Raw genomic sequence first — 14199 nt, forward strand, 5'->3', positions numbered from 1 at the left:
GTTGGCTCAGCGGCAGCGCTCAGTGGACGGAGTGCTCCTCCTGCGGGAACGTTCCGCCGACGACGTCCTCGGCGAAGGCCTTCGCCGCGCCGCCCATGACCTCACGCAGGTTCGCGTACTGCTTCACGAACTTCGGCACCCGGCCGCCGGTCAGCCCGAGCATGTCGGTCCACACCAGCACCTGCGCGTCGGTCCCGGCCCCCGCGCCGATCCCGACGGTGGGGATGTGCAGGGTCCGGGTCACCTCGGCGGCCAGCTCCGCCGGCACCAGTTCCAGCACGACGGCGAAGGCGCCCGCGTCCTGCACGGCCTTGGCGTCCCGCAGCAGCTGCTGCGCGGCCTCCTCGCCGCGCCCCTGGACGCGGTAGCCCATGGCGTTCACGGACTGCGGGGTCAGGCCGATGTGCGCCATCACCGGGATGCCGGACTCGACCAGCAGCTCGATCTGCCGGTGCGAGCGCTCACCGCCCTCCAGCTTGACGGCGCCGACGCCGGCCTCCTTCACCAGCCGGGTCGCCGAGCGCAGCGCCTGCACCGGCCCCTCCTGGTACGAGCCGAAGGGCAGGTCGGCGACGATCAGGGCGCGGCCGGTGCCGCGGACCACGGCGGCGGACAGCATGGTCATCTCGTCGAGGGTGACGGGCACGGTGGTCTCGTACCCGAGGTGGCAGTTGCCCGCGGAGTCGCCGACGAGTATGACCGGGATGCCGGCCTTGTCGAAGACGGACGCGGTCATCGCGTCGTAGGCGGTGAGCATGGGCCACTTCTCGCCGCGTTCCTTGGCGGTGGCGATGTCGCGGACGGTGATACGGCGCGTGCCCTTGCCCCCGTACAGCGCCTTGCTGCCGTCGGAGGGGACTGACCTGCCAGTCGGGGCAGCCGAAAGCTGCGTCATTGCAACGGCTCCTAACACGTCATCTCGAGGCGCCCTGACGGCGTCCCCGGATCGCTTCCATGGTGGCACTTCGAGCGGGCCGGTGCCTAGGGGAGGGCCGGCGAGTTCCGCCGGGCAATGCCCCGGCAAGGTCTCGGCAAAAGGGTTTCGATACGAGACCGTCTCGTATCGAAACCGCCCTACGGTGGCCGTATGACTTCTCCCGCCGCCCCGGCCCGCCGGATACCGGAACACGTGCACCGGCGCCGCTGGGTGATCCTCGGCGTGCTCATCCTGAGCCTGCTGATCGTCGTACTGGACAACTCGATCCTGAACGTCGCCCTCAAGACGATCTCCACACCCGCCCCCACCGGCCTGGGCGCCACGCAGAGCGAGCTGGAGTGGGCAATCAACGCCTACACGCTCGTCTTCGCGGGCCTGCTGTTCACAGCGGGCCTGCTCGGCGATCGGCTCGGCCGCAAGAAAGTGCTGCTCGGGGGTCTCGTGGTGTTCGGCCTCGGCTCGGCGCTCGCCGCGTTCTCCGGCACCCCGGCGGAGCTGATCGGCTTCCGCGCGGTGATGGGACTGGGTGCCGCGTTCGTGATGCCGGCGACGCTGGCCGTGCTGATGAACATCTTCGAACGCGAGGAGCAGCCGAAAGCCATCGGCATCTGGGCCGGCGGGGTGGGCCTCGCCATCGCCATCGGCCCGGTCACCGGGGGACTGCTCCTGGACCACTTCTGGTGGGGCTCGGTCTTCCTCGTCAACGTGCCGATCGTGCTGACCGCCCTCGCCCTGATGCTGTGGCTGGTGCCGGACTCCCGCGACCCGGACCCCGGCCGGATCGACCCCGTCGGCGTCTCCCTGTCCGTGGTCGGTCTGGTCCTGCTGGTCTACGGCATCATCAAGGGCGGCCAGCTCGCCGACTTCACCGACGCCACCGTGCTGGCGACCGTCGGCGCCGGCCTCGCCGTGCTCGCCGCGTTCGTGGTGTTCGAGAAGCGCAGCACGCACCCGTCCATCGACATGGCGTACTTCGGGAACAAGGTCTTCTCGGCCGCGATCGTCGCGATCGCGCTGGTCTTCTTCGCGCTGTTGGGCGTGATGTTCTTCGCGGTGTTCTACACGCAGAGCGTGCGCGGGTACACGCCGCTGGAGACCGGTCTGCTGATGCTGCCGCTGGCCGCCGCACAGATGATCTTCGCGCCGCGGGCCCGGCTGCTGGTGGACCGCTTCGGCAACAGGGCGACGACCACCGGCGGCATGCTGCTCCTCGCGGCGACGCTGGCCGGGTTCGGACTGCTGGACGGGGACACGCCGATCTGGATCCTCGAGGTGATCTTCTTCCTGATGGGTGCCGCCATGGCGAACATCATGACGCCGGTCAGCGTCGTGATCATGCAGACCCTGCCGCGGGAGAAGGCGGGTTCGGCCTCCGCGCTCAGCAACACCTTTCGCCAGGTCGGCGGCGCCCTCGGCATCGCCGTCCTCGGCTCGGTGCTGTCCACCGCGTACCGCACGCACATCGAGGACGAGCTGGTCCTGCTGCCGCCCGGTGTCCGGCACGCCGCCGGCGAGTCCATCGAGGCCACCCTGGGCGTCGCGACCCGGCTCGGCCCGCGCGGTGACGCCCTGGTCGGCCCGGCGAACGACGCGTTCCTGCACGCCATGCACGTCACGGCGCTGTGGGGAGCGGGTGTCGCGGTGATCGGCGCGATCGTCGTCGCCCTGTTCCTGCCCGGCCGGACACCGGCGCCCGAAGGGGACGAGAGGGAAGAGGAGTTGGTGTCGACGGGGGACTGACAACCGAATGGGTGGTGGGCCGGCCCGCCGGACACCGGGGAGAATCGTCCCAGCCGATCGTCCCCAGCCCCCGGAAAGGACGCAGCACGTGAGCCTCGCCGATACCGGCACCGGTACAGACACCGATCCCCGGCCGGACGGGCCCGCGCGGGGCCGCCCCCGCAGCGAGGCGGTCGAACGCGCCATCATCGAGGGTGCGATGAAGCTCCTGGAGGAGGGTGTGCCCCTCGCGGAGCTGTCCATCGAGCGGATCGCCCGCACCGCCGGCGTCGGCAAGGCCACCATCTACCGCCGCTGGAGCGGCAAGGAGGAACTCTTCGTCGACGTCCTGCGTGCCGCCGAACCCGTCGACCCCGAACTTCCCGGCACCTCCATGCGCGACGACCTCGTCGTCCTGCTGGAGTCCCTGCGCCTGCGCGGCCTCGCCAGCAGGGCCTCGGTGATCCTGCACAACGTGCACACCCAGATGAAGAGCAGCCCGAAGATCTGGACCACCTACCACAACACCGTCATCCTGCCGCGCCGCCGGCTCGGCCTGGAGGTGCTGCGCCGCGGCCGGGAGAACGGCGAACTCCGCGCCGACGTCGACCTCGAACTGCTGAACGACATCGTCGTCGGCCCCCTGCTCGTACGCACCCTCCTGCGCCCCGACGCCGGACTGCCGGACGGCCTCGCCGAACAGGTCGTCGACACCCTGCTCCAGGGCCTACGCCCCGTCAACAAGGCCTGACCTCCCACCAGGACCTGCCACCACGACCTGTCACGGCCGCCTCGACGTGCGCGTTTCGTCACAGAGCGCGCTTTCCATGATCCCGCCCGGAACTCCCGGAGCGGTCCCGCTCGTCCTCGCCTCCGTACGGCCGTCGACGGACGGCGGGAAAGGCGCCGGTCATCCCCTAGGGTCTTACGCACACGGGGGCGACGGTGTGCACGGCAAGGTGTGAGGCAACGGTATGGCGCAGCAGGCGTACATGACGGAGACGGACGACGGAGGCTCGGGGCCCGGGCGCCGGACCCCCGGGTTTCGACGCCTGTGGGACCGTCTGACCCGGGGCTGGCGCGGGGACCGCCGCATCTGGCGCCGGGGCGTGGTCCTGGCCGTGTGCGCGGTCCTGCTCGCCCTGGTCATGCTGGCCCACGCCCACATCCCCAACGCGATCGGCAACCTGGGCAGTCTGATCGAGACGTTCCTGCCCTGGCTGGGGCTGGCCGTCCCGGGCCTCCTCCTGATGGCCCTGGTCCGCAGGTCCGCCACCGCCCTCATCGCGGTGCTGCTGCCCGCGGTCGTCTGGCTGAACCTCTTCGGCGGTCTGCTCACCGACCGGACCGGCCCCGGCGGCGACCTCACGGTGGCCACGCACAACGTCAACGCCGGGAACCCGGACCCGGCCGGCACCGCCCGCGACGTTGCCGCCTCGGGGGCGGACGTCCTGGCGCTGGAGGAGCTGAAGGCGTCCGCGGTCCCGACGTACCGGAGGGCCCTGGCGCCGACGTACCGGTACCACGCGGTGGTCGGCACGGTCGGGTTGTGGAGCAAGTACCCGCTGAGCGACGTGGCGGCCGTCGACATCCGCCTGGGCTGGAAGCGCGCGATGCGGGCCACGGTGACGGCGCCCGAAGCGCAGGTCGCGGTGTACGTCGCCCATCTCCCCTCGGTGCGCGTGAAGTTGGAGGCCGGCTTCACCGCACGTCAGCGGGACAAGAGCGCCGACGCACTGGGCTCCGCCATCGCCAGGGAGCCTTTGGAGAACGTCGTCCTGCTCGGCGACCTGAACGGCACGATGAACGACCGGGCACTGAACGCCGTCACCTCCCAGATGCGTTCCACCCAGGGCGCCGCGGGCGACGGGTTCGGCTTCAGCTGGCCGGCGGCGTTCCCCATGGCGCGGATCGACCAGATCATGGTCAAGGGCGCGGAACCGGAGAGCTCGTGGTCGCTCCCGAGGACGGCGAGCGACCACCTCCCGATCGCGGCCCGCGTGAAGCTCGCCACACCGGGCGGCTGAAACCCCAGGTCGACCCCGTCTGTACGGCCGTCGGCAACCCACGCGTCGATCAGCGGAACACCGGACCTGAGAGACTTTGTTTCGCGCTTAAACATATAAACGTGCGGAACAGCGCGGAACCACGCCTCGAAAGGTCCCCTTCATGCCCCTGGCCCTGCTCGCCCTGGCCGTGGGCGCCTTCGGCATCGGTACCACCGAGTTCGTGATCATGGGATTGCTCCCGGACGTCGCGGACGACCTGGACATCTCCATTCCCAGCGCCGGCCACCTGGTCTCCGCCTACGCCCTCGGCGTGGTCATCGGTGCCCCGCTGCTCGCCGCCGCGACGGCGAGGACGTCCCGCCGCACGCTGCTGATCGCCTTGATGGCCCTCTTCGTCGCGGGCAACGCGCTCTCGGCGCTCGCCCCCGACCACAACTGGCTACTGGCCGCGCGCTTCCTCAGCGGTCTCCCGCACGGTGCCTTCTTCGGCGTGGGAGCGGTGGTCGCCGCCGACATGGTGACCCCCGACCGCAAGGCCCGCTCGGTCTCCCTGATGTTCCTGGGCCTGACGACGGCGAACATGGTCGGTGTCCCCGCGGCCACCTTCATGGGCCAGCACTTCGGCTGGCGGGTGACCTTCCTCGGCGTCGGCGTGATCGGCCTGGCGGCCGTAGCCGCCCTGGCCCTGCTGATCCCGGCGGACCGCACCCCCGCCACCCCCCGGACCGGTCTGCGCGGCGAACTGGCCACCCTGCGCTCCCTTCCCGTCTGGCTGGCCCTCGGCACCACGGTGGCGGGCTTCGGCGGGCTCTTCGCGGCGTACAGCTACATCACGCCGATGCTGACGGACTCCGCCGGTTACGCCGACAGGAGCGTGACGCTGCTGCTCGCCCTGTTCGGCGTCGGCGCGACGGCCGGCAACCTGCTGGGCGGCCGGCTGGCCGACCACTCCCTGCGTGCCACCCTCTTCGGCGGCCTGGCCGCGCTGACGGCGATCCTGACGCTCTTCCCCCTGCTGATGCGCACCGAGGCCGGCGCCGCCGTGGCCGTGACACTCCTCGGCACGGCCGCCTTCGCCACCGGCTCCCCGCTCCAGCTGATGGTCATGGAGAAGGCGGCGGCGGCCCCCTCCCTGGCCTCGTCCGCCAACCAGGCGGCCTTCAACCTGGGCAACGCCGGAGGTGCCTGGATCGGCGGCCTGACCCTCGCGGCCGGCTTCGGGACGACGTCCCCGGCCCTCGCGGGCGCCCTCCTGGCCGCCTTCGGCATCGGCGTGGCCGCGGTGGCCCACAGGGTGGACCGCAGGGCGTCACCCCCCACCGCGGCCCCGTCCCCGAACCGGGACCGCGTCGTCACCGGCCACGTACCCCAGCGGGCGCAGTCCCCGGCTCCTGCTCCCGCCACCCGCTCGTGATCGGCAGCCGACGGTCCTTGCCGAACCCCTTCGGGGAGATCTTCGTCCCCGGCGGGTACTGCCGCCGCTTGTACTCGGCCCGGTCGACCATCCGCAGCGTCTTCGTCACCAACTCCGCGTCGAACCCGGCCGCGACGATCTCGTCCGCCCCCCGGTCCCGGTCGACGTACAGCTCGAGGATCGCGTCGAGCACCGGGTAGTCCGGCAGCGAATCCGTGTCGACCTGCCCCGGCCGCAGCTCCGCACTCGGCGGCTTCGTGATCGAGTTCTCCGGAATCGGCGGCGTCTCCCCCGCTCCCGCGCCGCCCGGTTCCGCCATTCCGCGAGCCGGAACACCGACGTCTTGTACACGTCCTTGATGGGCCCGTACGCCCCCACCGAGTCCCCGTACAGCGTCGAGTAACCGACAGCCAGCTCCGACTTGTTGCCCGGCGCCAGCACGATGTGGCCCTCCTGGTTGGAGAGCGCCATGAGCAGCGTCCCGCGCAACCTGGACTGCAGGTTCTCCTCCGCCAGCCCGGACAGCCCCAGCACCCCCATGTAAGCGTCGAACATCGGCTCGATGGCGACGGTCCGGTAGTTCAGCCCGGTCCGCCGCGCCAACTCCGCCGCGTCGTCCTTGGAGTGGCCGGAGGAGTACCTGGACGGCATCGAGACGCCGTACACGTGCTCCGCGCCCACCGCGTCGCAGGCGATCGCGGCGACGAGCGCCGAGTCGATGCCCCCGGACAGCCCGATCAGCACGGACGCGAACCCGTTCTTCTCGACGTACGCCCGAAGGCCCACGACCAGCGCGGAGTACACCTCTTCGTCGTCGTCGGACAAATCCGCGTGCGTCCCCTTCCGTTCCACCGGATAGGCGGGCAGCGGGGCCTCGGACAGGACGACGCGGTCGATCCGCAGCCCGTCGTCGACGATCTCGCCGGCGGCGGGCGCGTCGGCGACGGCCTCCGGCAGGTCGAGGTCCAGCACCAGGCACTCCTCGGTGAACTGCGGTGCGCGCGCCACGACCTCGCCGTCACCGTCGACGACGATCGAGTCCCCGTCGAAGACGAGTTCGTCCTGTCCGCCGGTCAGCGCGAGATAGGCCGTCGTGCACCCGGCCTCCCGGGCCCGCTTGCGCACGAGCTCGAGCCGGGTGTCGTCCTTGTTCCGCTCGTACGGCGAGGCGTTGACCGAGAGGAGCAGCCCGACCCCCGCCGACCGGGCGGCCGGTACCCGGCCGCCGTCCTGCCACAGGTCCTCGCAGATGGCGAAGGCGATGTCCACGCCGTGCAGCCGCAGTACGGGCAGGGTCTCGCCGGGCACGAAGTACCGGAACTCGTCGAAGACGCCGTAGTTGGGCAGGTGGTGCTTGGCGAAGCCCAGCACGACGTCACCGCCGTACAGCACGGCCGCCGCGTTGCGCGGCGCACCGGCGGGCTGCCCGTACTTCGGCTGCACGGTGGCGCTGCGGTCGAGGTAGCCGACGAGGACGGGCAGTTCCCCGAACCCCTCGTCGGCGAGCCGCACGGCGAGGGAGCGCAGGGCCGCGCGGGAGGCCGCCACGAAGGACGACCTCAGGGCGAGGTCCTCGACGGGATACCCGGTCAGCGCCATTTCCGGGAACGCCACGAGGTGGGCTCCCTGTTCGGCGGAGTGCCGGGTCCGGCGGACGATCGTTTCGGCGTTGCCGGCGAGGTCGCCGACGCGCGAGTCGATCTGATTCAGGGCGAGACGTAGTTGAGGCACGCGACCCAGTCTAATCGTCACACCGACGCGATGGGGTGGTGCGGCTGTGGATCACCCCTCGCCGCACGCCGGCGTGCGGCGGACACGGCGACGCACGCGGTGGCACACGCGCCGGCGGAACCCCGCCCGAAAACTCCACAGGAACTTCTGTCGGATAATTTGAATGCCGGATACGCATTACCTACGCTGCCCGGTATGAGGCTGCTGCGCTCCACCGACCTGGCCCTGCGGGTCCTGATGCGCCTCGTCGTGGCAGGCGACTCCCACCCGACGACGCGTGAGGTCGCGGCGGCCGTGGACGTGCCGTACACCCATGCCGCGAAGGTCGTCGCCGAGCTCCAGCACATGGAGCTGCTCACGGCCCGGCGCGGCCGGGGCGGCGGCCTCGCCCTCACGGAGCGGGGCCGTACGGCCTCGGTGGGCGCCGTGGTCCGCGCCTTCGAGGGGGAGGACGACGTCGTCGACTGCGAGGGCACATCGGCCCTCGCACCGTGTCCACTCCGTTCCGCGTGCCGCCTGCGGGGCGCGTTGCGGCGGGCCCAGGAGGCGTTCTTCGCCTCGCTGGACCCGCTCACGGTGGCGGACCTCGCCACGGGCCCGACGGGCCCGCTCCTGCTGGAGATCTCCCGGACGCCTTGACCTCGCCCCGGTGGACGCCCCCCCGCCCACCCGGCAGCACGCCGTGTCAGCTCTCCTCGGATGTGCTCAGCCCTGCTTGGCCAGCCACAGGTCCGGTCCGAACACCTCGTAGTGGATGTCGGCCGGCGCGACGCCCTTGCCGATCAGCTGCTCCCGCACCGTCCGCATGAACGGCAGCGGACCGCACAGGTACGCGCGCGTGCCCGACGCGACCGGTACGTCCGTGAGGTCGACGTAGCCGGTGGACGTGCCGGCCGGGGCGTCCCGCTCGTACCAGAAGTGCACGGCGGAGTCCGCCAGCTTGGCCGCGTACCCCTCGTGGTCGTCGCGCAGGGCGTGGTCGGCGGGGGAGCGGTCGCCGTGCACGACGGTGACCGGGGCCTCGTGCCCGCTGTCGGCGAGGTGCGCCAGCATCGCGGTCATCGGGGTGACCCCGATCCCCGCCGAGGCCAGCAGGAGGGGGGTGCCGGGCTCGGCGTCGAGGACGAGATCGCCGTACGCCTCGGACAGCTCCAGGACGTCGCCCACCCGCACGCGCGCGTGGAGGTGACCGGAGACCTCGCCCTCGGGCGTTCCGTCCTCGTCGTGCACGCGCTTGACGCTGAACTGCCGTTCGCCGGGACCGGGCGCCCCCGAGAGGCTGTACTGGCGGATCTGCCGGGCGCCGTCGTCGAGGGCGACGCGGACGGAGACGTACTGGCCCGGGTGGAAGTCCCGCACCGGGCCCCCGTCGACCGGGCGCAGCCAGAAGGAGACGACGTCGGCGGTCTCGGTGACCCGCTCGACGACCTCCCAGGCACGCCAGCTCGGCCCGCCCTGCTCCTCGTAGAGCCGCTTCTCGAGGGCGACGAGGGCGTTCGCCATCAGCCAGTAGACCTCCTCCCAGGCGGCCGCGACCTCGGGGGTGACGGCCTCGCCCAGGACCTCCGCGATGGCGGCGAACAGGTGCTCGTGGACGAGGGCGTACTGGTCCGGGGTGACGCCGAGCGAGGCGTGCTTGTGCGCGATGCGCTGCAGCATCGCGTCGGGCCGGTCGTCGGGGTGCTCCAGCAGATGCGTGGCGAAGGCCGCGATGGAACCGGCGAGGGCTTCGCGCTGGGTGCCCGCGGCCTGGTTGCCGCGGTTGAACAGGTCACGCAGCAGCTCGGGGCGGGCGGCGAACATCCCGGCGTAGAAGCGCTCGGTTATCTCGCTGAGGGCAGCTCCGACCGCGGGAAGCGTGGCGCGGACGGTGGCGGCGGACTGCTCGGACAGCATCAGGTCTCCTCGTTCTCGACTGCCTGCACCACCCATTAAAACTTGCATCTGAAATACCAATTAAAGGGGGGTGGGGTCGAGCCGGGCGGGGGGCCCTGCTAATGGGCGACGCGCCGGAGAGGTCGCCGGGAGCGGCTCTTGGAGCCGCGTCGACGGCGGGCCGGAGCGGCGACCGCCGTGACGAATACCGGTCCGAACGGGCAAGATGGACAGCGGGCACGAGGAACCACGGGGCTGCCGGACGATCAAGGTCGGCAACATGCGTGAAACCCGGATGTGGTGGGATGGCCCGACTGCCCGACCGCAGCCCGAGGAGGCCACCCGGCGCGGGAGAGAACAGGCGGTCCGATGGCGAGGATGGGGAAGCGGAAGATGGACAAGCAGCAGGAGTTCGTGCTCCGGACGTTGGAGGAGCGCGACATCCGGTTCGTGCGCCTGTGGTTCACGGACGTGCTGGGCTTCCTGAAGTCCGTGGCCGTGGCCCCGGCCGAGCTGGAGCAGGCCTTCGACGAGGGCATCGGCTTCGACGGCTCGGCGATCGAGGGCTTCGCCCGGGTGTACGAGTCCGACATGATCGCCAAGCCGGACCCGTCGACGTTCCAGATCCTGCCCTGGCGTGCCGAGGCCCCCGGCACGGCCCGCATGTTCTGCGACATCCTCATGCCGGACGGCTCCCCGTCCTTCGCCGACCCGCGCTACGTCCTCAAGCGCGCCCTGGCCCGCACCTCCGACATGGGCTTCACCTTCTACACCCACCCCGAGATCGAGTTCTTCCTGCTGAAGGACAAGCCGCTCGACGGCAGCCGCCCGACTCCCGCCGACAACTCCGGCTACTTCGACCACACGCCGCAGAACGTCGGCCAGGACTTCCGTCGCCAGGCCATCACGATGCTGGAGTCGATGGGCATCTCGGTGGAGTTCTCCCACCACGAAGGCGCCCCCGGCCAGCAGGAGATCGACCTCCGCTACGCGGACGCGCTGTCCACGGCCGACAACATCATGACGTTCCGCCTGGTCATGAAACAGGTGGCGCTGGAACAGGGAGTGCAGGCCACGTTCATGCCGAAGCCGTTCTCGGAGTACCCGGGCAGCGGTATGCACACGCACCTCTCCCTCTTCGAGGGCGACCGCAACGCCTTCTACGAGTCGGGCGCGGAGTACCAGCTCTCCAAGGTCGGCCGCTCCTTCATCGCGGGCCTGCTGCGGCACGCGGCGGAGGTCTCCGCGGTCACCAACCAGTGGGTCAACTCCTACAAGCGCATCTGGGGCGGCTCCGAGCGCACCGCCGGCGCCGGCGGTGAGGCCCCCTCGTACATCTGCTGGGGTCACAACAACCGCTCGGCCCTGGTGCGCGTCCCCATGTACAAGCCCGGCAAGACCGGTTCGGCCCGCGTCGAGGTCCGCTCGATCGACTCAGGCGCCAACCCGTACCTGACCTACGCGCTTCTCCTGGCCGCCGGCCTGAAGGGCGTGGAGGAGGGCTACGAACTCCCGCCCGGCGCCGAGGACGACGTCTGGGCCCTCTCCGACGCCGAACGCCGCGCCCTCGGCATCGAACCCCTCCCGCAGAACCTCGGCGAGTCCCTCACCCTGATGGAACGCAGTGACCTGGTCGCCGAGACCCTCGGCGAACACGTCTTCGACTTCTTCCTCCGCAACAAGAAGCAGGAATGGGAGGAGTACCGCTCCGAGGTCACAGCCTTCGAACTCCGCAAGAACCTGCCGGTGCTGTAAGCGCAGGTCAGCACGGCTTCTGAGCGGATCGGCACCCCGTTGGGCGATGGTTGTTGTCGTTACCCGATGGGGTGCCGCACGACTTGGGGCCGTCTGTGGGCCGTCGTAGGCGCCAGTGACTCAGCCTGAGGGACCACCACAGCCCATCACGCGTCGCTCTTGCTGCTTGACTGCCGTGGATCCAGCTCCCTCTGCTTCAACCTGTCTGGCTCCTTCGCGACCTCTTCGCCCACAGCTTTGCTGAAGAGCAACACGCGTTCTTGCAGGAATCGATCCAGCGCGCTGTAGGTCACAACATCCAGGTTGAACAGCCCCGTCATCGATTCCATGTCGATGTCTCGTTCCAAGGGAGCCCAGTCAACGCGTTCTGCGACAGGTTCCTCTGCTTCCCCATTCACATAGAATAGTTCGCCGCTCGTTACGACGATCGGAAAGCAGAGGCACAAGTGGGCGTACCTTGGCTCGGGGGCTTTATCTCGCGGAGGTCGGAAGGCTTCCACGGCCTTCATTAGCGGCACGGTCAGCGATTCAAAAACGGACGAGTTTTCTGCATCCCACTCCTTATTCTTCAAGTTCATTCGGACCAGCTGGATACCCCTTTTCGTGTCACGATTTGGGCTGCCGGGAAGTTCATGGAGGCCGAGCCACTTCCACGTCTGCATTCCATGCTGGCGAGCTGATCGTTCATCTACGTACTCCAGCCATCGAACTTGACTGACTGGCATGGTGTGCGAGTGCGGCTGACGGTGCGTGTCAACTACGCTAGGATCCCTCCCAAGAACAACATATGGTCCGTCGGAGCGCTTACATTCGATCACTAGTTGAATTGATACCAATATATTCCGAGAGGGGGCTTCCCATACTTTCTTGATGGCGAATACGTCAACTTCACGCGACTTTCCCTCGTCGGGGTCCTTGAACGCTTTTCCGGTGGTTACTGTGAATCCCGCGGACCTCGCCTTGCTGGCTACGCGTTGTTCGAGAAGGTAACCAGTGCGTCCTAGGGCGCTGATCACTTCGTCGCTAGTGGGGGAGGGGAAAGGGCGGCTGCTCATGTGGGCATGATAGTGATGATGCGTTTTCATGGGTAAGCTTTCGGGATAACTGTGACCTGTTTCAGTTATCCCGAAATGCCATGTTCGTTCCCTTATCGCCTGTTGGTGGGGGCTGCGTCAGGCGCGTGTTGGTAGAGGTTGTCTATGGCTTTCCGAGCCCGTGCGTCACTACTCGGCATGAGGTGCGTGTAGACCCGGAGCGTGAACCCCGGATCGTTGTGTCCGAGGTAGTGGCTCAGGGCCTTGATGTTCTCGCCGGCGTCCAGCAGTACCGAAGCGTAGAAGTGCCTGAGGGCGTGCATGCCGTGTTCGCGTGCGGCCTGGTGCCGTTCGCCCGGCCTCGGTGCGGGAATGACTCCGGCCGCGACGAGAGCGGGCTTCCATGTCCGGTCATTGAAGTCGGTCCGCCGGACCGCGCCCGTGCCATCGAGGCGGGTGAACAGCAGTCGCTTGGTGACGGGTGGACCGTCCGGCCGGAGCCACGGCAGCGTGACTTCTACCGGGGCGAACGCCTCCATGTGCCGCTTGAGGATGTGCACCACGCGGTCCGGCAAGGGGACGTCCCGAATTTTGTTCCGCTTCGGAGGGGAGAAGACGAGACCCTCCTTCGTTACTTTCACCTGATTTGCGATGTGTAGCCATCCAGAATCGAAGCCGATTGCATCGACCGGAAGCCCGAAGATCTCCCCTTGTCGGAGCCCGCATCCGCCTCCGAGGTCGACTGTCGCTCGGTAACGCTCCGGCAGAGCTGCCTGCACGGCGAATACGCGGTCTGCGGTCCACGGCACAACGCGGCCAGCCCCCGCAGCAGGGGGCCGCACAGATTGCGCGTGGCAGGGGTTTTTGGACAGGTGTCCGTCGTCAACAGCCGCATTGAGGATCGTCGAGACGTTGTTGTAGATCACGCGCCGGTACGACGACGCAGGGACGGCCCGTTCCAATTCGCTCAGCCAATCCCGGATGTGTTCCGGCTTGAAGGAGCCGAGCGGTCGAGGCCCGAGATAGGGGATGGCATGGCCGCGAATCGCGGACTCTACTGACTCGCGCGTCGTCATCGCGGTGGTCTGCGTAGTCAGCCACTTCTCGGCGTACTGCCGGAACGTCACGCGGCTGGCGGCAGGATCCAGGTACTGCCCCCGGGACATGTCCGCCTCGATGCGGGCGAGCCACTGGTCAGCCAGCCGCTTCTGCCCGTCGGGGAACGACTTGCTCTTCTCGGTCCCGTCCGGCCCGATGTAGCGCGCCCGATAGCGCAGACCCGCGCCATAGCGCTCTGTTCGTACACGGTGAGGTTTCCCGCTGGAGTCGTTCTCGGTCTTGTACCAGCGGTCTTGGATGTGGCCTGCCATGAAGTGGCGGTCCCTTCTGGACATGGGCAGGGAGGGCCACGGCGTGGCCCTCCCTATGTGCTGAGCGGTGACGTGCGCTGTGTCAGGCTGCGACCTGGTCAGCGCTCTTGCGCTGGGCGACGTAGGCGCGGACGTCGTCGGGGTCGTAGCGGACGTGTTTGCCGATGCGGAATCCGGGCGGTCCGGTGCGCTTCTTGCGCCACTGGTAGACGGTTTCGAGGGGCACCTCGAACATCTCGGCGATGTCGTCGGGGGTGAGGTACCGGTCCGGGAGGCCGCCTCGGAGGGTGGCGCGGGCGTCGGTCCGGACGGGGGCGGTCGGGCTCACTGGGTCCTCCGCAAGTTGGAAATACAT

11 protein-coding genes and 1 pseudogene are annotated in these 14199 nt (G+C 69.2%); 6 read left to right on the plus strand and 6 right to left on the minus strand.

The annotated features are described in order from the left end of the window. Window positions 1-19: 19 nt before the first annotated feature. The gene (gene panB / locus WJ438_RS28945; protein ID WP_406727821.1) at window positions 20-895 is read right to left on the minus strand and encodes a 3-methyl-2-oxobutanoate hydroxymethyltransferase; all 876 of its coding nucleotides are present in this window, start codon (window positions 893-895) and stop codon (window positions 20-22) included. Window positions 896-1087: 192 nt separating this feature from the next. Between panB and WJ438_RS28950 the strand changes: the two genes are divergently transcribed. The 4 genes from WJ438_RS28950 (at window position 1088) to WJ438_RS28965 (ending at window position 6079) form a co-directional block, all read left to right on the plus strand. Continuing rightward, window positions 1088-2677 (plus strand): MFS transporter, encoded by a 1590-nt coding sequence (locus tag WJ438_RS28950; RefSeq protein WP_406727822.1) that lies wholly within the window; start codon window positions 1088-1090, stop codon window positions 2675-2677. 88 nt (window positions 2678-2765) lie between these two features. After that, window positions 2766-3407 (plus strand): TetR/AcrR family transcriptional regulator, encoded by a 642-nt coding sequence (locus WJ438_RS28955; RefSeq protein WP_406727823.1) that lies wholly within the window; start codon window positions 2766-2768, stop codon window positions 3405-3407. A 223-nt stretch (window positions 3408-3630) separates the two neighbouring features. After that, the gene (locus WJ438_RS28960) at window positions 3631-4683 is read left to right on the plus strand and encodes an endonuclease/exonuclease/phosphatase family protein (protein WP_406727824.1); all 1053 of its coding nucleotides are present in this window, start codon (window positions 3631-3633) and stop codon (window positions 4681-4683) included. A 142-nt stretch (window positions 4684-4825) separates the two neighbouring features. Next, on the plus strand, window positions 4826-6079 hold the full coding sequence (locus WJ438_RS28965; RefSeq protein WP_406727825.1) for an MFS transporter: 1254 nt from the start codon (window positions 4826-4828) through the stop codon (window positions 6077-6079). Here the strand turns inward: WJ438_RS28965 and WJ438_RS28970 are convergent. Then, window positions 6018-7810: pseudogene (locus WJ438_RS28970) on the minus strand (NAD+ synthase). The gene WJ438_RS28965 and the pseudogene WJ438_RS28970 overlap by 62 nt on opposite strands. A 195-nt stretch (window positions 7811-8005) precedes the next feature. Between WJ438_RS28970 and WJ438_RS28975 the strand changes: the two are divergent. Continuing rightward, a complete protein-coding gene (locus tag WJ438_RS28975; RefSeq protein ID WP_406727826.1) occupies window positions 8006-8449 on the plus strand; it encodes an RrF2 family transcriptional regulator in 444 nt (147 codons plus the stop codon). 66 nt (window positions 8450-8515) lie between these two features. Here the strand turns inward: WJ438_RS28975 and WJ438_RS28980 are convergent, their stop codons facing one another. Beyond that, window positions 8516-9706 carry a globin domain-containing protein gene (locus WJ438_RS28980; RefSeq protein ID WP_406727827.1) on the minus strand — a complete coding sequence of 397 codons (1191 nt, stop codon included), beginning with the start codon at window positions 9704-9706 and terminating at the stop codon, window positions 8516-8518. A gap of 372 nt (window positions 9707-10078) precedes the next feature. Here WJ438_RS28980 and WJ438_RS28985 point away from each other — a divergent pair, with 372 nt between their 5' ends. Beyond that, a complete protein-coding gene (locus tag WJ438_RS28985; RefSeq protein ID WP_406729843.1) occupies window positions 10079-11440 on the plus strand; it encodes a glutamine synthetase family protein in 1362 nt (453 codons plus the stop codon). Between the two features lie 146 nt (window positions 11441-11586). Here WJ438_RS28985 and WJ438_RS28990 read toward each other — a convergent pair whose 3' ends face one another. From WJ438_RS28990 to WJ438_RS29000, 3 genes are all read right to left on the minus strand, one after another. Continuing rightward, the gene (locus WJ438_RS28990; RefSeq protein ID WP_406727828.1) at window positions 11587-12495 is read right to left on the minus strand and encodes a hypothetical protein; all 909 of its coding nucleotides are present in this window, start codon (window positions 12493-12495) and stop codon (window positions 11587-11589) included. A gap of 92 nt (window positions 12496-12587) precedes the next feature. Next, the gene (locus tag WJ438_RS28995; RefSeq protein WP_406727829.1) at window positions 12588-13844 is read right to left on the minus strand and encodes a tyrosine-type recombinase/integrase; all 1257 of its coding nucleotides are present in this window, start codon (window positions 13842-13844) and stop codon (window positions 12588-12590) included. An 82-nt stretch (window positions 13845-13926) separates the two neighbouring features. Further along, window positions 13927-14199 (minus strand): helix-turn-helix transcriptional regulator, encoded by a 273-nt coding sequence (locus WJ438_RS29000; protein WP_406727830.1) that lies wholly within the window; start codon window positions 14197-14199, stop codon window positions 13927-13929.

It is taken from the genome of Streptomyces sp. GD-15H (genome assembly GCF_045291515.1).
Lineage (GTDB): Bacteria > Actinomycetota > Actinomycetes > Streptomycetales > Streptomycetaceae > Streptomyces.

What these genes read in the sequence shown, in the direction of transcription:
- panB (WP_406727821.1), bottom strand. Translation starts at nt 895, where the DNA reads ATGACGCAGCTTTCGGCTGCCCCGACTGGCAGGTCAGTCCCCTCCGAC.
- WJ438_RS28950 (WP_406727822.1), top strand. Translation starts at nt 1,088, where the DNA reads ATGACTTCTCCCGCCGCCCCGGCCCGCCGGATACCGGAACACGTGCAC.
- WJ438_RS28960 (WP_406727824.1), top strand. Translation starts at nt 3,631, where the DNA reads ATGGCGCAGCAGGCGTACATGACGGAGACGGACGACGGAGGCTCGGGG.
- WJ438_RS28965 (WP_406727825.1), top strand. Translation starts at nt 4,826, where the DNA reads ATGCCCCTGGCCCTGCTCGCCCTGGCCGTGGGCGCCTTCGGCATCGGT.
- WJ438_RS28975 (WP_406727826.1), top strand. Translation starts at nt 8,006, where the DNA reads ATGAGGCTGCTGCGCTCCACCGACCTGGCCCTGCGGGTCCTGATGCGC.
- WJ438_RS28980 (WP_406727827.1), bottom strand. Translation starts at nt 9,706, where the DNA reads ATGCTGTCCGAGCAGTCCGCCGCCACCGTCCGCGCCACGCTTCCCGCG.
- WJ438_RS28985 (WP_406729843.1), top strand. Translation starts at nt 10,079, where the DNA reads ATGGACAAGCAGCAGGAGTTCGTGCTCCGGACGTTGGAGGAGCGCGAC.
- WJ438_RS28990 (WP_406727828.1), bottom strand. Translation starts at nt 12,495, where the DNA reads ATGAGCAGCCGCCCTTTCCCCTCCCCCACTAGCGACGAAGTGATCAGC.
- WJ438_RS28995 (WP_406727829.1), bottom strand. Translation starts at nt 13,844, where the DNA reads ATGGCAGGCCACATCCAAGACCGCTGGTACAAGACCGAGAACGACTCC.
- WJ438_RS29000 (WP_406727830.1), bottom strand. Translation starts at nt 14,199, where the DNA reads ATGTATTTCCAACTTGCGGAGGACCCAGTGAGCCCGACCGCCCCCGTC.